Consider the following 17,833-nt stretch of genomic DNA (forward strand, 5'->3'; position numbering starts at 1 on the left):
GTACTACGTGGCGGGCGATGCGCCGGTGAAGGGCAAGCCGATGCGTGATATCACCCCGGCTGCTCAGTAATTCAGTTACACCGCATCAAGGCTGATCGCGAGCAGGCTCACGCCTACATCGATCTCCAGTGAACACAAACTCTGTGGACACTGGAGATTAACTGTAGGAGTGAGCCTGCTCGCGAAGGGGCCCTCACATTCAGCACAAATTCCCGCGCTGCACAGTAAATCCCCCTACACCCCCTCTTCACTTGATCCTACCCCCACGCAGGCCTACTCTAGACCTCGCGCAACCGTTTCACCCCCTCCCCGCCGCTGCTCTACCGCTTCCCCCTGACAAGGAGGTTCCCGAATGTTCGATTTCCACCCCCAGCTCAAGCAGCGCTTCGCTGCCTTGCGCACGGGCGCCGAGTTTTTTTCCCTGCGATACGTACGCGAATCCGGTCAGTACCTGTCGGTGCGTAAAAACGTTGCCGAACCACCGAGCCTGAGCCGTGACGAAGGCGCGATGCTTACCGTGCGCGTCAATGGCGTTGAGGCCTATGCGGCAACCAACGACCTGTCGCAACAAGGTCTGCAAGCCGCCCTCGAACGCGCCGAGCAGCAAGCGCGCCGGCTCAAGCCGCACGCACTGCTCGACCTGCGCGATCAGCCAGTGTCCAGCGATCGCGCTGATTACTTTTCACCCAATCTCGAACAAGCCTTCCCGTCCCTGAGCGAATGTTTTGAGCTGCTCGGCGCAGAATCCGCCTCGGTGCCAAAGGATGAGCGCCTGGTGAACTGGCAAGTGAGCATTGGCATTACCCACGTCGAACAGATCTACCTGAGCAGCGCCGGGGCCGAGTTGCGCCAGGCCCAGCGCTTCGTCTATCCAGGCCTCGACGTCACCGCCTACGACGGCAACGACAGCCAGACCCGCAGCCTCGGCCGCGAGAACTTCGGCCAACAGGGCGGCGCTGATGTGATCAGCCGCTGCGGTCTGATCGGCGCCGGCCCGCAAGTCGCCGACCAGGCATTGCAACTGCTGCTCGCGCCGAACACCCCGCAAGGCCCGCGCGATCTGCTGTTGATGCCGGACCAGATGATGCTGCAGATCCACGAATCCATCGGTCACCCGTTGGAACTCGACCGCATCCTCGGCGACGAGCGCAATTACGCCGGCACCAGTTTCGTCAAAGCCAGCGACTTCGGCAGCCTGCAATACGGCTCGAAACTGCTCAACGTAACGTTCGATCCGGGTATTCCCGAAGAACTGGCCAGCTATGGCCACGATGACGACGGTACCAAGGCCAGCAAACAATTCCTGATCCGCGATGGCCTGTTGTTGCGTCCGCTGGGCGGGGCGCTGTCGCAGTTCCGCGCCGGTCTCGACGGCGTCGCCAACAGCCGCGCCTGTGGCTGGAACCGGCCGCCGATCGACCGCATGGCCAACCTCAATATCGAACCGGGCGATCAGCCGCTGAACAAGCTGATCGAAGGCATCGAGCACGGCATCCTGATGAGCACCAACCGTTCGTGGTCGATCGACGATGCGCGCAACAAATTCCAGTTCGGCTGTGAATGGGGCCAGTTGATCGAAAACGGTGAACTCAAAGGCGTGGTGAAAAACCCGAACTACCGGGCGATTTCCGCGCACTTCTGGAAAAGCCTGCGCGCCGTCGGCGACGCCAACACCGTCAAGGTGCTGGGCACGCCGAACTGCGGCAAGGGCGAACCGAACCAGGTGATCCGCGTCGGCCACGCTTCGCCGGCCTGCGTATTCAGCAACGTTGATGTGTTTGGGGGAGACGCCTGATGAGCATTTCGAAGAGTCAGTCCGACGCCTTCAAGGTCATGGTCGAGTGGCTGCGCGACAGCGTGCGCGAGCCGGAACAGTTCACCCTTAGCTATGCCGCCGAATCCTCGGCGTTTGTGCGTTTCAACCACGCCAAGGTGCGTCAGGCCGGGCAAGTGCAGCAGGCCAATATCGTCCTGAAGCTGATTAACGATGGTCGCCATGCCGATCTGCAAGTCACCCTGTCCGGTGATCAGGAAGGCGATCTGCAACGCCTCGCCGAAGGCCTACAACAACTGCGCGAAACCCTGCCGTTGCTGCCGCAGGATCCGTACCTGCTGCTCAATCACAACGGCTGGCAGAGCAAGAATGTGCAGGAACATCCGCTCCCGGACACTGAACAGGTTGTCGATGAGATCTGTACTGCCGCTGAAGGTCTGGACTTGGTTGGCTTCTATGCCGCCGGGCCGATCAGCCGTGGTTTTGCCAGTTCTTCGGGGGCGTTTGGCTGGCATCAGGCGAACAGTTTCAACTTTGACTTCAGCCTGTTCCACGACAACGGCGAAGCGGTGAAGGCCAGCTACGCCGGGCACGACTGGAGCAGCGAAGGCTTCGCCAAGCGCTTTGCTCAGGCGCGCGAGCAACTGGAATTTCTCGGTCGTCCGCTGCGCACCCTGGCACCGGGGCAATACCGCGCGTATCTGGCGCCAGCGGCGCTGGAAGAAATCATGGGCATGCTGAGCTGGGGCGGTTTCTCGGCGCAGTCGATCGCGAGCAAGAGCAGCCCATTGCAGAAGCTGTATGTCGGCGATCAGGCGTTCAGTCCGCTGGTGTCGCTGGATGAGAAAGTCAGCGAATCGTTGAGCCCGGCGTTTTCCGGCGAAGGTTATCCGCGCAGTGATTTGCGTTTGATCGTCGAAGGCAAGGCCGGTGATCAACTGGTTGGCTCGCGCAGTGCCGCCGAATATGGTTTGGCCGCCAACGGCGCTGGCGGCGGTGAAATGCCGAGTGCGTTGAACATGGCGGCGGGGGATCTGTCGCAAGCAGAGATCCTCAAGCAGTTGGGCACCGGGCTGTATATCAGCAACCTGTGGTACCTGAACTACTCGGATCAACCGGCCGCGCGCATGACCGGCATGACCCGCTTCGCGACCTTCTGGGTCGAGAACGGCGAGATCCAGGCGCCGGTCAGCACCATGCGTTTCGACGATAGCGCTTACAGCCTGCTGGGTTCGCAGCTGGAAGCGTTGACCGCCGAGCGTGAGTTGCTGCTGTCGGCGAGTACCTACAGCCAGCGCAATACTTCGTCGGCGTTGCTGCCGGGCGCGCTGGTCAGCCGTTTGACCTTGACCCTGTAAACGCAACACCTGTGGGAGCGAGCTTGCTCGCGAAGAGGCCATGTCATTCAACATTGATGGCGACTGACCTACCGCTTTCGCGAGCAAGCTCGCTCCCACACTGACCGCGCTCGACAATGGATATGCATTAACTCCAACGACAAGAGGTTCCATGCCCAACCGCCCGCCTCTCGACGCCATCACCGCCCGCTGGTTGCCGTGGGTCGTCGCTATCGCTTTCTTCATGCAGTCCCTCGACGGGACCATCCTCAACACCGCGCTGCCCGCCATGGCTCGCGATCTCGCCGAAGATCCGCTGCGCATGCAAGGCGTGGTCATCTCTTACATGCTCACCGTGGCATTGCTGATCCCGGCTTCAGGCTGGATCGCCGACCGCTTCGGCACCAAGAAAATCTTCTTCGGCGCGATTCTGCTGTTCAGTTTCGGCTCACTGCTCTGCGCGCTGTCGAGCAGCCTGAGCATGCTGATCGGCGCCCGGGTCATTCAGGGGCTGGGCGGTGCGCTGATGCTGCCGGTCGGGCGACTGGTGGTGCTGCGCGCCTATCCGCGCTCCGAACTGGTGCGGATCATGGGCTTCATCACCATCCCCGGCCTGCTCGGCCCGTTGATCGGCCCGACCATGGGCGGCTGGATGGTCGAATACCTGACGTGGCACTGGATCTTCCTGATCAACCTGCCGGTCGGCGTCATCGGTTGCTACGCGGTGTGGAAATTCATTCCCGACCTGCGCGGCACCGAGCGCACGCGCTTCGATAGTCTGGGTTTTCTGTTGTTCGGCGCGGCGATGATCCTGATCACCATCGCCATGGAAGGCCTTGGCGAGTTGCACTTGCCGCACCTGCGCGTGATGTTGCTACTGTTCGGCGGCATGGCCTGTCTGGCGGCATACTGGTTGCGCGCCGGGCACATCGAAAATCCGCTGTTCGCACCGTCACTGTTCAAGACCCGCACCTTTGCTGTGGGTATTCTCGGCAACCTTTTCGCCCGTCTGGGCAGCGGTGCACTGCCGTTTCTGGTGCCTTTGCTGCTGCAAGTGGCGCTGGGTTATTCACCGTCGCAAGCGGGAATGAGCATGCTGCCGCTGGCCGCTGCGGCGATGATCGCCAAGTGGGTGGCACGACCGCTGATCGAACGTCTCGGTTATCGCATCGTGCTGACCGGCAACACGCTGGCACTGGGGATCATGCTGGCGAGCATGGGTCTGGTCAGCGAGCAAACGCCGTATTGGCTGCTGCTGTGCCTGCTGGCGATTCTCGGCGCGATCAACTCGCTGCAATTTACCGCGATGAACACCGTGACGCTGATCGACCTCGACGATGCGAGCGCCAGCAGCGGCAACAGCTTGCTGTCGGTGGTGGCGCAGTTGTCATTGAGTCTGGGCGTTGCCTGCGCCGGTGCGTTGCTCGGCGGGTTCACCGCGGAGGTTGGTAACGATGGCGTCGAGACCGTGCTCGGTGCGTTCCAGCTGACCTTCGTCACCGTCGGCATCATGGCGATGCTGGCCGCGACGATCTTCTCGCAACTGTCGAAGGAAGACGGCCGCCGCGCCAAACGCCCGGAAGAACACATCGAACATTAACCACTGTTCGTCCAGAACTTTCGAAGAAAGTGGCACGGGGCTGCTACACTGCGCGACATTTTGTTTTGCAGGCCAGTCCCGTGACCACCATCGCCACCGCTTTTAATACTCTGCCGCTGTCCGCCGCCATGCTGGCTAACCTCGAATCCCTCGGTTATGCCCAGATGACGCCGATCCAGGCGCAGAGCTTGCCGGTGATCCTCAAGGGGATGGACCTGATCGCCCAGGCCAAGACCGGCAGCGGCAAGACCGCCGCGTTCGGCATCGGCCTGCTCAACCCGATCAACCCGCGCTACTTCGGTTGCCAGGCACTGGTGATCTGCCCGACGCGCGAGCTGGCCGACCAGGTCGCCAAGGAAATCCGTCGTCTGGCCCGTGCCGAAGACAACATCAAGGTCCTGACCCTGTGCGGCGGCGTGTCGTTTGGCCCGCAGATCGCTTCGCTGGAGCACGGCGCGCACATCATCGTCGGCACCCCGGGCCGCATCCAGCAGCACCTGCGCAAAGGTTCGCTGGTCCTTGATGGCCTGAACACTTTGATCCTCGACGAAGCCGACCGCATGCTCGACATGGGTTTCTACGACGCCATCGAAGACATCATCGTCAAGACCCCGGAGCGTCGTCAGACCCTGCTGTTCTCTGCCACGTACCCGGTGGGCATCAAGCAACTGGCGTCGAAATTCATGCGCGATCCGCAAACGGTGAAAGCCGAAGCGTTCCACGATGACACGCAGATCGAGCAGCGTTTCTACGAGATTTCCCCGGAAGACCGCATGAGCGCAGTGACCAAAGTCCTGCACCACTTCCGCCCGGCGTCCTGCGTGGCGTTCTGCTTCACCAAGCAGCAAGTGCAGGAAACCGTTGATCACCTGACCGCCAAAGGCATTTCCGCCGTCGGCCTGCACGGCGACCTGGAACAGCGTGACCGCGATCAGGTGCTGGCGATGTTCGCCAACCGCAGTACTTCGGTACTGGTCGCCACCGACGTGGCTGCCCGTGGTCTGGACATCGATGCGCTGGACATGGTGATCAACGTCGAACTCGCCCGCGATTCGGAAATCCACATTCACCGCGTTGGCCGTACCGGTCGTGCTGGCGAAAAAGGCATCGCGATCAGTCTGGTTGCTCCGGGTGAAGCGCACCGCGCGCAAGCCATCGAACAGCTGCAGAAATCACCGCTGAACTGGGATCAGGTCGATAACCTCAAGTCCCAGGGCCTCGCCCCATTGCAGCCGCCGATGACCACGCTGTGCATTGGTGCCGGTCGTAAAGACAAGGTTCGCCCGGGCGACATTCTGGGTGCATTGACTGGCGATGCCGGCATTCCCGGTGCACAGGTAGGCAAGATTGCGATTTTCGACTTCCAGGCTTATGTGGCCGTTGACCGCACCGTGGCCATGCAGGCCTTGCAGCGTTTGAACGACGGCAAGATCAAGGGCCGCTCGCTGCGCGTACGTATCTTGTAAGAACAACGTAACTCCCCTGTAGGAGCTGCCGCAGGCTGCGATCTTTTGACTTTGTTTTTTAAGAGCAAGATCAAAAGATCGCAGCCTGCGGCAGCTCCTACAGTTCGTTTTGTGGTGATATTTCAGAGGACACCGTTTTGCGCTCTACCGAAGTCGTGATCATTGGCGCTGGCGCCGCTGGGTTGATGTGTGCACTGACTGCCGCCGGGCGTGGGCGTCAGGTGTTGCTGCTCGACCACGCGAACAAGGCCGGCAAGAAAATCCTGATGTCGGGCGGTGGCCGCTGCAATTTCACCAACATGTACACCGAGCCGAACAATTTCCTCTCGCAGAACCCGCACTTCTGCAAATCCGCGCTGGCGCGCTACACCCAGTGGGATTTCATCGGCATGGTCGGCAAACACGCCGTGCCCTACCACGAGAAGAAACTCGGCCAGTTGTTCTGCGATAACAAATCCAGCGACATCCTCGAAATGCTCCTGACCGAGTGCGATCAGGCCGGTGTCGAACTGCATCTGGACACGTCGATCCAGACGATCGAGAAGGTCGAAAGCGGTTACCTGCTCGACACCACCCTCGGTCAGGTTCAATGCCAGTCGCTGGTGATCGCCACCGGCGGTCTGTCGATCCCGACGCTGGGTGCCACCGGTTTCGGTTATCAGGTCGCCAAACAGTTTGGCCATGAGTTGCTGCCGACCCGCGCCGGTCTGGTGCCGTTCACCATCACCGATCAGCTCAAGGAACTCTGCACCGAGCTGTCCGGGACGTCGGTGGATTGTCTGGTCAGCTGCAACGACCAGAGCTTTCGCGAGAACATCCTGTTTACTCACCGTGGCCTCAGTGGCCCGGCAATTTTGCAGATTTCTTCGTTCTGGGAACCCGGCGACACGGTGGAAATCAACCTGCTGCCAGATCACGACGCCGCGAGCTGGCTGCAACAGCAAGTGGCCGAGCGTCCGAACAGTGAACTGAAAACCCTGCTGGGTGAGATCTTCACCAAGAAGATGGCCAATCTGCTGGCGGACAACTGGTTCGTGTCCAAGCCGATGAAGCAGTACACCCACGCGGAACTGGCGGAAATCGCCGACAAACTCGGCAGCTGGAAAGTCGTGCCGGCGGGGACTGAGGGTTATCGCACGGCCGAAGTGACCCTCGGCGGCGTCGATACCCGCGAAGTTTCTTCCAAGACCATGGAATCACTGAAAAGCCCTGGTCTGTATTTCATCGGTGAAGTGCTCGACGTCACTGGCCATCTGGGCGGTTTCAACTTTCAGTGGGCCTGGGCCTCCGGTTACGCCGCCGCGCAGTACGCCTGACTCAGAGCCAAATACAAAACCCTGTATGAGTGAGCCTGCTCGCGATAGCGGTGAATCAGTCGATGAATTCATTGGCTGACACACCGCTATCGCGAGCAGGCTCACTCCTACAGTTGTTATGTGTGATGCAGTAAGGAACACTTTTTGCTGTCAGATGTGATCGGCGCCATTGCGTCGGCGTCATTACTGGCTCAATTTAGCGGCATCGCCTCGGAAGGCCTTCGCACTTCATGTCCTCGACCTCGTTTCGTCAGTCTTTGCGGCGCCTGTGGGCGCTGGATAAATTCAGCTACAGCGTGCGGGTGTTCATCGCCCTGACCGGCAGCATGGCGCTGTGTTGGTATCAGGATGAAATGGGCCTGCTGATCCCGTTATTCCTCGGCATTATCGCCAGCGCCCTGGCCGAAACCGACGACAGTTGGCAGGGCCGCCTCAACGCCCTCGCCGTGACACTGGTGTGTTTCAGCATCGCCGCGCTGTCGGTGGAATTGCTCTTCCCCTACCCGATCGTCTTTGCCATTGCCCTCGCGCTGGCCAGTTTTGGCCTGACCATGCTCGGTGCGCTCGGCGAGCGTTATGGCGCGATTGCTTCGGCGACGTTGATTTTGTCCGTATACACGATGATCGGCGTTGATCAACGCGGCGGCGCAGTCACTGATTTCTGGCACGAGCCGATGCTGCTGGTCGCCGGTGCGGCGTGGTACGGCTTGCTCTCGGTGTTGTGGCAGGCGATGTTTTCCAACCAGCCGGTGCAGCAGAGTCTGGCGCGGCTGTTCCGTGAACTGGGTTTTTACCTGAAGCTGAAATCGTCGCTGTTCGAGCCGATCCGACAGATGGACGTCGAAGCACGTCGCCTCGAACTGGCGCAGCAAAACGGCCGCGTGGTGGCTGCGCTGAACAGTGCCAAGGAAATCATCCTGCACCGCGTCGGCAATGGCCGCCCCGGCTCGAAGGTCAGCCGTTACCTGAAGCTGTACTTCCTCGCTCAGGACATCCACGAACGCGCCAGCTCCTCGCACTATCCGTACAACGCGCTGGCCGAAGCGTTCTTCCACAGCGACGTGCTGTTCCGCTGCCAGCGCCTGCTCCGTCAGCAGGGCAAGGCTTGCCGCGCACTGGCCGAATCGATCCAGATGCGCCAGCCATTTATTTATGACGCGAGTTTCGCCGAAGCCCTCAGTGACCTCGACGCCTCCCTCGAACACCTGCGCATCCAGAGCAACCCGGCGTGGCGCGGACTGCTGCGTTCGCTGCGCGCACTGGCCGCCAACCTCGGCACCCTCGACCGTTTGCTCAGCGACGCGAGCAATCCGGATGCCTTGGCCGATGCGACCGACAGCAGCCTGCTCGACCGTTCGCCGCGCAACCTCAAGGACGTCTGGATTCGCCTGCGCACGCAACTGACGCCGACTTCTCTGCTGTTCCGCCATGCCCTGCGCCTGCCATTGGCGCTGAGTATCGGCTACGGCATGGTGCACCTGATTCACCCGTCGCAGGGTTACTGGATCATCCTCACCACGCTGTTCGTCTGCCAGCCGAACTACGGCGCGACGCGGCGCAAACTCGGTCAGCGGATCTTCGGCACGGCCATCGGCCTGACCGTGGCGTGGGCGCTGTTCGATCTGTTCCCGAGCCCGTTGGTGCAGTCCTGCTTCGCCATCGCTGCCGGCGTGGTGTTCTTTACCAACCGCACCACCCGCTACACCCTGGCGACGGCGGCGATCACCATCATGGTGCTGTTCTGCTTCAACCAGGTCGGCGACGGTTACGGACTGTTCCTGCCACGCCTGTTCGATACGCTGCTGGGCAGCCTGATTGCCGGTCTGACGGTGTTCCTGTTCCTGCCGGACTGGCAGGGTCGACGCCTGAACAAAGTGCTGGCCAACACCCTGACCTGCAACAGCATCTACCTGCGCCAGATCATGCAGCAATACGCCGCCGGCAAGAGCGACGACCTCGCTTATCGTCTGGCCCGGCGTAATGCGCACAACGCCGATGCGGCACTGTCGACGACGTTGGCGAACATGCTCATGGAGCCGGGGCACTTCCGTAAGGAAGCGGATGTCGGATTCCGCTTTCTGGTGCTGTCGCACACCTTGCTGAGTTATCTGTCAGGGCTGGGCGCACATCGCGAGACGCAGTTGCCGGCGGATGTGCGTGAGCATTTGATTGATGGCGCCGGGGTGAAACTGGCGACGAGCATCGATGAAATCGCCCAAGGTCTGGCGAACAAGCAGCCGGTGGCGATTCAGAGTGACGAGGAAGAAGCGCTGGCCAATGAGCTGGAGCAGATGGCTGATGAGATTGATGAAGGACAGCGGTTGGTGCAAACGCAACTGGCGTTGATTTGCCGGCAGTTGGGGCCGTTGCGGACGTTGGCGGCGCATCTGATCAAGGACACCAATGAGGTTGGCGCTGGCTGAAAGGACGTCTTCGCGAGCAAGCTCGCTCCCACATGTGTTCTGTGTCGTTCACAAATCCAATGTGGGAGCGAGCTTGCTCGCGAAGAGGCCATCAGCCACACAAAAAATTCTGGATCAACCCTCACATGCCATGCTGGCGAAGCAACTTGTCATAACTCCCATCCGCCTTCATCGCCGCAATCGCCTTATCAAACCCTGCAACAATCTGCTCATGCTGCGGATTCTTCAGGCTCACCAGAATGTGCAGGCTGTTCTCACTCAACGGCTTGGGCAAAAACTCCACTGAATTGCGCACCTTGGCTGATTCGCGCGCCAGGTAATACTTCGCCACATACTCATCCTCCAGCGTCAGCTTGACCCGATCCGCCGCGAGCATGCGCACGGCCATGGCGAAGTTATGCACAGGGACTTTCTGCAACGCCGTGTCGGCATCGAACGGCGCCGAATAGGCGTAACCGCGCACCACCGCAATCGGATAGGTGTGCAACTGCTGCAGATTTGAGTAGTCGAGTGGTGTGTCTTTGCGCTTGAGAAAGCGAATGCGGTTGAGCAGGTATTCCCCGGAAAACTGGCCGAGCCTGGTCCGCTCGTCGTTGTACCAGGCGTTGACCAACACATCGTAGCGGCCCTCGCCAACGCCAAGCAGCGCCCGCGCCCAAGGCACCTGCTCGTAGCCGCTGGCATAACCGGCCCGGGCCAGCGCAGTTGTGACGATGTCGGTGGCCAGTCCGCCGTTGACCAGCGTGTCGTCGGTAAAGGGTGGCCAGATATCAAACACCAGCCGCAGCTTATCCGCTGCAGCGGTCTGAGCCAGCAAGAGCAATCCGGTCAAAGCAAAGGCTCGATGCAAACGCGGCATGCTTGAAAATCCTTAGCGGGCGAGTTGCCCAGCATGTTTTCAGTCAAAACCCCAAGGCCCCTTACCGGCAAAACCCAGGCCCTAACATTAGCTCATTGCAGCCAGTGCACAGGGCTCTCCAGCAGATTACACAAAGTCACCGCGGCTGCGAGAAAGGAATGATGGCATTTTGACCTTTGTCACAGACTCTTACGCCATAAAGACATCTTTGCCGCAGGCGCTTAGTATCGGGCGACACGTTCAAGGAATCGGCAAATGACAATCGAATGGGTCTGCAAACATCACAGTGATCTGGGCAAGGAACAGCTATACGCGCTGTTGAAGCTGCGCTCGGACGTGTTCGTAGTCGAACAGAAATGTGCTTATCCGGATCTCGACGGTCAGGATCTGGAAGGCGACACCTACCATCTGATGGGTTGGGAAGATGATCAGCTGATGGCGTACCTGCGCCTGCTGGATCCGGAATCTCAGGGAGGAGACGTGGTGATCGGCCGCGTGATTACCGCACCGCAAGGGCGGGGGAAAGGGCTGGGGCACGAGATGATGGAGCAGGCGTTGAAACAGGCCGAGAAGCATTGGCCGCAGGTGCCGATCTATCTGTCGGCGCAGGCGCATTTGCAGGGGTATTACGGTCGGTACGGGTTTGTTGTGGCGGGTGAGGAATATCTGGAGGATGACATTCCACATATCGGGATGCGTCGTGCCTGAAAAGCCCCTCACCCTAGCCCTCTCCCGGAGGGAGAGGGGACTGACCTTATCGTCTTGCTGCAGACATCGACCTGAAAAACAGTGTCGATTATGGATTCAACGGCGCTCGCTCACGTCGGCGTACCTCTCCAATATCCCCCAATCGGCCCCCTCTCCCTCCGGGAGAGGGCTGGGGTGAGGGCATTTAGGGATACTCAAGCACAGCCCTGATCTGCCGCAAATTACGCTCGATCCACCCGCGATCAATCGCCCCCCACTCGCGTATCCGATAGCGCCCCGCATGGTTGCGCGCGCCCTCTTCCTGCTCGAACTCACATACGATATCCAGATCCGCCAACGCCGCAATCGTGTCCTGCGCCGTGCGCCGGGGCATGCCGGTCACTTCGGTCAGCGCCGGCACACTCGGCGCCAGACCGCTGTCGATCAGGTACGCCACATACAAGCGGCGGTAGAAACTGCTTTTGGTCTTGCTGACGTCCATCCCCACCTTCCTGGTTGCGTACAGTTAAGCCTGCATATCGCGCCACGTCAGGTACACGCGCAGATCAAACTCGACCTGGTGATACCCCGGCAGCATGTGCTCGCACAATTTATAAAACGCCTTGTTGTGATCCGATTCCTTGAAGTGCGCCAGTTCATGCACGACGATCATTTTCAGAAAGTCCGGCGCGGCGTCCTTGAACAACGAGGCGATACGAATCTCTTTCTTGGCCTTGAGCTTGCCGCCCTGCACTCGCGACACCGTGGTGTGCAGACCCAGTGCCCGGTGGGTCAGGTCGAGGCGGTTGTCGAACAGCACCTTGTCGATGGCCGGGGCGTTGCGCAGGTATTCCTGCTTCAGGTCCAGCGCGTAGCTGTACAAGGCCTTGTCGTTCTGCACATCGTGGCGCCCCGAATAGCGTTGATTCAGGTATTCACCCAGCCGCCCTTCGGCGATCAATTGGCGTACCTGATCCTGTAATTGCGCGGGATAGGCCTGGAGGTACTTCAACACAGTCATGGACGGGCGACACGGTTCGAAAAAGGTCCGCCAGTGTAGCGAATTCAACCGGGCAGCGCGCTCCAGTCAAACGGTTCGGCAAAGCTTGCAGCGTCCTCGGCGATCAATGGCCGTGCGACGAGGAAGCCTTGCACGTACTCGCAGCCGTGGGCTTGCAGCCATTGGTATTGCTCGATGGTTTCCACCCCTTCGGCAATCACCAGTAAACCGTATTGCTTGCACAGACTGATCACTGTGCTGACCAGTGAGGCGTCGCGTTTCGAGTCCGGCAATCGCGCAATGAGATGGCGATCAAGCTTGAGCGTATCCAGCTCCAGATCGCGCAGATGTGCCAGTGAGCACGGCCCGGAACCGAAATCATCCAGCGCAACACGCACGCCAAGATTGCGCAGTAAGCGCAGTTGTTTGCGGGTTTCGTCGGGATTCTGCATCAGGGCTTCTTCGGTGACTTCAACCTCCAGTTGCCGAGGCTGCAAGGCGTGCCGCTCCATGACCTGGCGCAACTCGGTGACCAGATTCGGCAGGCTGAACTGGGTATTGCTCAAACTCACGCCGAGCACCAGATCTTCGGCAAACAGGGTTTCCCAGGCTTTGCGCTGGCCGGCGCCGCGATGATAAATCCAGCTGCCGAGTCGGCTGATCAGCCGCGCTTCCTCAAGCAGCGGCAAAAACAGCCCCGGCGGCACATCGCCAACGCTCGGGTGCTGCCAGCGCAACAACGCTTCGAAGCCACGAATCTGGCCAGTGTCGATGGCCACTTGCGGTTGATAGACCAGATTGAAATCGCGATTCTCGATGGCGGCACGCACGCTCTCTTCGAGCATCAACCGCGAGCGCGCCCGGCCATTCATTTCATGATCGTAGAAACGATATTGCTGACGTCCGGCACGTTTGGCCTCGTACATGGCGATGTCGGAAGCACGCAGCAATCCGTCGAGGTTCGAGCCGCAGTCCGGGTAAGTGGCGATGCCGATGCTGGCGCCGAGAGCGATGTCCAACCCTTCGATCTGCTGACAGATCGACACCCGCTCGATGAGTTTTTCGGCAATCTTCGCCGCTTGCTCGGGAAACTCCAGATCCAGCAGCGCGGTAAATTCATCGCCGCCCATGCGCGCGAGAATGTCGAACGGCCGCAGACAGGCTTTCAATTGCTCGGAGACCCAGCGCAGCACGCGATCACCAGCATCGTGGCCTAGCGAATCGTTGACCCGTTTGAAGCCATCAAGATCCAGATACAGCAAGACCCAACTGCTATCACTGCGCTCACCACGCAACAGCAGATTTTCAACGGTCTGGTAGAACCCGCGACGGTTGAGCAAACCCGTCAACGGATCGGTGACCGCTTGAAATTCCAGTTGCTGGTGCAAGTGTCGAACCACCGACATGTCCAGCACAGTCACCACCATCGCGTGTTGCTCGGCGGGCAACGCCGCACAGGACAGCGCCACCGGCACCTGCTGGCCGGGCGCGGTGCGCAGCAAGGCGTCGTGCAGTCTTAATGTTTCGCCACGCTTGTAGCTGGCATAAAACTCGGAATCGGCCCACAGCGGAATGTGCGGCTTCTGTAGAAAATCGAGAAACTCCTGACCTTCCAGCTCCTTCACCGGCGCATTCAACAACCGCGAAATCGCCGGATTGGCAAAGCGGATCAAACCGTCCTCACCTACCACCAATATCCCCTCGGCGGCGTTATCCAGCACCGAGGCATTGAAGGCGCGCGCCACTTCCAGGTCATGACTCAAACGCTGCAAGGCGCGGCGATTGCGCTGGTGCTCCAGCAACGCCTGCACTTTGGGCTTGAGAATCTGTGGGTCGAACGGCTTGAACAGGTAATCCACCGCGCCACTGGCGTAGCCCTTGATCACGGCGTCCTGGGATTGCTCGTTGGCGGTCAGAAAGATAATCGGCGTCAGGCGCGTGCGCTGGCTGCCGCGCATCAGCCGCGCGACTTCAAAGCCGTCCATACCCGGCATCTGCACATCCAGCAGCACCAGATCGACATCGTGGGAGAGCAGAATATTGAGCGCTTCGAAACCGGAGGCTGCGGTGAGGACGTGCCAATCCTGACGCTGCAGCAAAGCGCGCATGCTGATCAGATTTTCAGGGTAATCATCAACGATCAAAAGGACAGAGCTGCCTTCACCTGGCGGGGGTTGCGCGCATTCCATGCTGCTTCTCTTGTCGGGACTTCAGGGCGATTCCGGTAAAACCGTACATACATCGAGCCTTCACTCTAGTCGTGGATCCGAAAAAGCAGAAGCTGTCATCAGGCCATCATTTAACCAAAGCGTGAATTTGCCGACTAACGGTCATCGCTGAAGCCCCCGGAAACCGGCAGAGATGGCATTTCGACAGGATGTTGACGTCAATCATCTGCCAAACGGGCGTTAACAAATTTTCCCTCTACGCTTATAAAGGCCGCCCCAAAACGTGCGGGCTAGAGCTTCTGGCACGTACGTGCAGTGAAACTTGAGTGGAAGAACCGACATGATCGATCTCGCAACCTGGAACCTCAGCGTTCCCGTTGGCAGCCCGCCATACACCGTCGAAACCTCAAAACTGGTGAACGGCTTCAAAGATCAGTACTTCCATTCCGACACCGGCACCTTGTTCTTCTGGTCACCGGTTACCGGGTCAAAAACCGAAAACGCCATCTACCCGCGCACCGAACTAAGGGAAACCTACAGCAACGGCACGCTGCGCAACTGGTATTACCCGGATGCCGACAATTCATTGCGCGCGACCGTGACGGTGAACAAAGTGCCGAGCTCAGGCAAGATCGTCATTGGCCAGATTCACGCTTATGAAAGCCAGAAGCCAATGGTCAAACTTGAATATCAGTACAAGACAAAAACAGAAACCGGCAATCTGGTAATCAAAGTGCGCATGCACCCGGATGATGACGAAAGCCGTGTCATCACGCTGGCTACCGGGATCAAACTGGATCGCGAATTCAACTACCTCATCCACTTAAGCCCCGGCGGCGCATTGGGCATCAGTGCGGCGGGTTATCAGTGGGACTCACAGATCAGCGCGACATGGCGCAACAAGCCGCTGTATTTCAAGGCTGGGGTTTATGTGCAGGACAACACCGGGTATACGAGTGAGGGGGGGCAGGTGACTTTCAGCAAGCTAGATATCGATCACGACAAATAAATCTCCTAGTTCGCACTAACAGGTGATAACACCGATAAACCGGCAGACTATAGGAGTCTGCCGTACGGCATCAGGCCAATGTCAGCTGCGGTTTTTTTAGAACTCAAAATCACCTTTTACTTCAAAGACCCCTTCCTCAGAGAGATTAAAGACTCCTTTGGGACGGTCCCCGCCTCTGGTCAAACGAAAAGTACCACTAGCATTTTTATCACCGCTCACCCAATCAAATTCTAAATGAGCCCAAATCGGGCCATGATCATTTCCCTCTAGTTTATATTCCTCACCAACGACGAGACCTCTTTTAAATTTAACCCCCATATAATATTCATGACCTTCAAAAGTCCTATACTTTGGATTAAGATAAAAAAATTCTTTATCAGCGTACAAACCTTCATTGTTAAGTTTGAGCGAGTGAGAACCATACTCTGGATGTTTGTAAGTGATATTCAGGTCACCCGCAACTTGTTTTTCAACTTCCAATTCGATTTTCATTTCTTCGCCCTACAAAATAAGTGAGTTGAAAGCTTAATGTTCCGACTGGCCCGACACACCTGTCATATCTGACAGGTTTTTATATCAATAAGAAATATATTCAATACTTTTAATACCCAAAATCTCCACTGATCTACTATTGCCCGCCAACTCACTGCGCTCATTCAAGTACAGAAGAACCGTTTTACGGTGGAATATTCGTTCAGTTGAAACGCTCGGTGCTGGGTTGACCTGTTCTCCAAAACCTTTACTGAAAGTCACAGAACCCAACTGTGGGAGCTGCCGAAGGCTGCGATATTTTGACTTTGTCTGTTCAAGATCAAAAGATCGCAGCCTTCGGCAGCTCCTACATTTAAACGGGGTTGTTTAAATCGGTAGGCGGTTACTTCCAGATGCCTACAACAGCTTGCGTCGTTGCCTACGGGTACGCCAGAATCCGCCGGCTTGTGCGCCTGGCGGGCCATCGGTAACTTGATTCGCGTCACTGATTTCCAGTGATCGGGTTTAGTAGCCCGTGGTGTTTTTCAGTTTTGTGCAAAGCGCATCCGTCGGTCATTGCTGTCCGACTTGATGGTGGCTGTGTGCAGGGCGCTTCGGCGCGCCGGTCAATGCTGAATACTCCCCGGTCTACTAACCTGCGCACAGCTGCCACCCTTCTTTTAGTAGAGAAGACGAAGCGGCTCCATCAGGAGTTTTCAGCTAATGATCAAATCAACGCCACACCCGCCGGTCACTGACCCGGCCTCCCCGTACGAATCCCTCAATTCCAAAAAACTCAACGACGCCGCCGAGCGCGCCCTCGACCATTACCTCAAACCGTCCGCCTTCATCATGGCCAGCACGCATAAACCCGAGCCCATGTACCTCGCCAACCCGAAGTACAACACCGAATCCCTGCTGGCCAACGCCAGCGAAACCCTGGGTTCAGCCAGTGAAATGCTCAACAACTTCGCCGCCATGCTGAACACCTCACACCGCAAGACCGCGCTGGGGATCGCGCAGGTCGTCATGCTCGGTGAACTGGCAGTGAATCAGGCACTGGATCATGTCGAATTGAAGGAGTAGTTCTACTCCGGAAAAAACCCGCCTCTTGGCGGGTTTTTATAAGAACGATCTAAAAATATTTACCCCTTTTTACGCCCCCTAAACCTACCAAAAGTTATATACCAGGATAAGTTTATCGCCAATAAATATTAAAACCTGTCAGTTATTACAGGTTCAATTTACAAAACAACCGCCTAACATTCTTCAAGCCAAGAGCTATCACTGCAAAAACAATTGGCTGAACGTGCGTGTCTTATTTAGAAATCAGGTAAGACCCGACTCATATTACAAGGAGTAATAAACATGGCTAATGAAACAACTATCACATCCATCCGAAAAGACGTAAATGGCTTTTTTATTACCGGAAAATCCGTTCCTAACAGCAGGATTTACGTCACGCTATCTCCAAACGGCGCGACTCAGCTGGGATCAGGAGAGTCTTACGGAGACGGAAATTTTGGCTTTACAATTAGCTTCCCGGATAGAGGATTACAAAAAGTTGTTGCAACAGCCTTGGTAAATGGTGTCGCTGACAATACAAGATGGTCAGCGGTATATGCGTATGATGTTGCATAATTTAAACCCCGCAAACTTATGCCCTCTGCTTTAGCGAAAGAGTCATCCACAAAAAAACCCGCCTCACGGCGGGTTTCTTTTA

Annotated in this window: 15 protein-coding genes; 10 read left to right on the forward strand and 5 right to left on the reverse strand. The window is 58.0% G+C overall.

All coding sequences use genetic code 11. The annotated features are described in order from the left end of the window. The first annotated feature begins 352 nt into the window (after positions 1–352). The 6 genes from GTU76_RS15690 (at position 353) to yccS (ending at position 9,916) form a co-directional block, all read left to right on the forward strand. Positions 353–1,795, forward strand: coding sequence for a TldD/PmbA family protein (locus tag GTU76_RS15690; protein ID WP_180699027.1), 1,443 nt, complete (start codon positions 353–355; stop codon positions 1,793–1,795). After that, on the forward strand, positions 1,795–3,132 hold the full coding sequence (locus GTU76_RS15695) for a TldD/PmbA family protein (RefSeq protein ID WP_180699028.1): 1,338 nt from the start codon (positions 1,795–1,797) through the stop codon (positions 3,130–3,132). The genes GTU76_RS15690 and GTU76_RS15695 overlap by 1 nt, the downstream gene beginning before the upstream one ends. A 151-nt stretch (positions 3,133–3,283) precedes the next feature. Beyond that, positions 3,284–4,711: a multidrug transporter subunit MdtD gene (gene mdtD / locus GTU76_RS15700; protein WP_129395854.1), complete on the forward strand. Its 1,428-nt coding sequence runs from the start codon at positions 3,284–3,286 to the stop codon at positions 4,709–4,711. A 128-nt stretch (positions 4,712–4,839) separates the two neighbouring features. Then, a complete protein-coding gene (gene dbpA, locus GTU76_RS15705) occupies positions 4,840–6,177 on the forward strand; it encodes an ATP-dependent RNA helicase DbpA (protein ID WP_230669476.1) in 1,338 nt (445 codons plus the stop codon). A gap of 137 nt (positions 6,178–6,314) precedes the next feature. Then, positions 6,315–7,493, forward strand: a complete 1,179-nt coding sequence (locus GTU76_RS15710) for a BaiN/RdsA family NAD(P)/FAD-dependent oxidoreductase (RefSeq protein WP_175555522.1) — start codon at positions 6,315–6,317, stop codon at positions 7,491–7,493. Positions 7,494–7,723: 230 nt separating this feature from the next. Then, positions 7,724–9,916, forward strand: a complete 2,193-nt coding sequence (gene yccS, locus GTU76_RS15715) for a YccS family putative transporter (RefSeq protein ID WP_016987245.1) — start codon at positions 7,724–7,726, stop codon at positions 9,914–9,916. Between the two features lie 121 nt (positions 9,917–10,037). On the opposite strand, the gene GTU76_RS15720 is transcribed toward yccS, so the two are convergent. After that, positions 10,038–10,775 (reverse strand): substrate-binding periplasmic protein, encoded by a 738-nt coding sequence (locus GTU76_RS15720; RefSeq protein ID WP_016987244.1) that lies wholly within the window; start codon positions 10,773–10,775, stop codon positions 10,038–10,040. A 255-nt stretch (positions 10,776–11,030) separates the two neighbouring features. Here GTU76_RS15720 and GTU76_RS15725 point away from each other — a divergent pair, with 255 nt between their 5' ends. After that, positions 11,031–11,483: a GNAT family N-acetyltransferase gene (locus tag GTU76_RS15725; protein WP_034153611.1), complete on the forward strand. Its 453-nt coding sequence runs from the start codon at positions 11,031–11,033 to the stop codon at positions 11,481–11,483. Positions 11,484–11,667: 184 nt separating this feature from the next. Here GTU76_RS15725 and GTU76_RS15730 read toward each other — a convergent pair whose 3' ends face one another. From GTU76_RS15730 to GTU76_RS15740, 3 genes are read right to left on the reverse strand one after another with little or no spacing between them, the layout of a single operon-like run. Continuing rightward, complete coding sequence (locus GTU76_RS15730) at positions 11,668–11,964, reverse strand: winged helix-turn-helix domain-containing protein (protein WP_180699029.1); 297 nt, start codon at positions 11,962–11,964, stop codon at positions 11,668–11,670. A 24-nt stretch (positions 11,965–11,988) separates the two neighbouring features. Beyond that, a complete protein-coding gene (locus GTU76_RS15735; RefSeq protein ID WP_016987241.1) occupies positions 11,989–12,483 on the reverse strand; it encodes a M48 metallopeptidase family protein in 495 nt (164 codons plus the stop codon). 44 nt (positions 12,484–12,527) lie between these two features. Beyond that, positions 12,528–14,651, reverse strand: coding sequence for a putative bifunctional diguanylate cyclase/phosphodiesterase (locus GTU76_RS15740; protein ID WP_180699030.1), 2,124 nt, complete (start codon positions 14,649–14,651; stop codon positions 12,528–12,530). Positions 14,652–14,970: 319 nt separating this feature from the next. On the opposite strand from GTU76_RS15740, the gene GTU76_RS15745 reads away from it, so the two are divergent. Beyond that, on the forward strand, positions 14,971–15,639 hold the full coding sequence (locus GTU76_RS15745; protein WP_137217412.1) for a polysaccharide lyase family 7 protein: 669 nt from the start codon (positions 14,971–14,973) through the stop codon (positions 15,637–15,639). 96 nt (positions 15,640–15,735) lie between these two features. On the opposite strand, the gene GTU76_RS15750 is transcribed toward GTU76_RS15745, so the two are convergent. After that, a complete protein-coding gene (locus GTU76_RS15750) occupies positions 15,736–16,131 on the reverse strand; it encodes a hypothetical protein (protein ID WP_180699031.1) in 396 nt (131 codons plus the stop codon). Between the two features lie 702 nt (positions 16,132–16,833). Here GTU76_RS15750 and GTU76_RS15755 point away from each other — a divergent pair. Next, the gene (locus GTU76_RS15755) at positions 16,834–17,196 is read left to right on the forward strand and encodes a DUF6124 family protein (RefSeq protein ID WP_016987236.1); all 363 of its coding nucleotides are present in this window, start codon (positions 16,834–16,836) and stop codon (positions 17,194–17,196) included. A 282-nt stretch (positions 17,197–17,478) separates the two neighbouring features. Continuing rightward, positions 17,479–17,751: a hypothetical protein gene (locus GTU76_RS15760; protein ID WP_180699032.1), complete on the forward strand. Its 273-nt coding sequence runs from the start codon at positions 17,479–17,481 to the stop codon at positions 17,749–17,751. The last annotated feature ends 82 nt before the right edge of the window (positions 17,752–17,833 follow it).

Origin of the sequence: Pseudomonas crudilactis (genome assembly GCF_013433315.1) — a bacterium.
Lineage (GTDB): Bacteria > Pseudomonadota > Gammaproteobacteria > Pseudomonadales > Pseudomonadaceae > Aquipseudomonas > Aquipseudomonas crudilactis.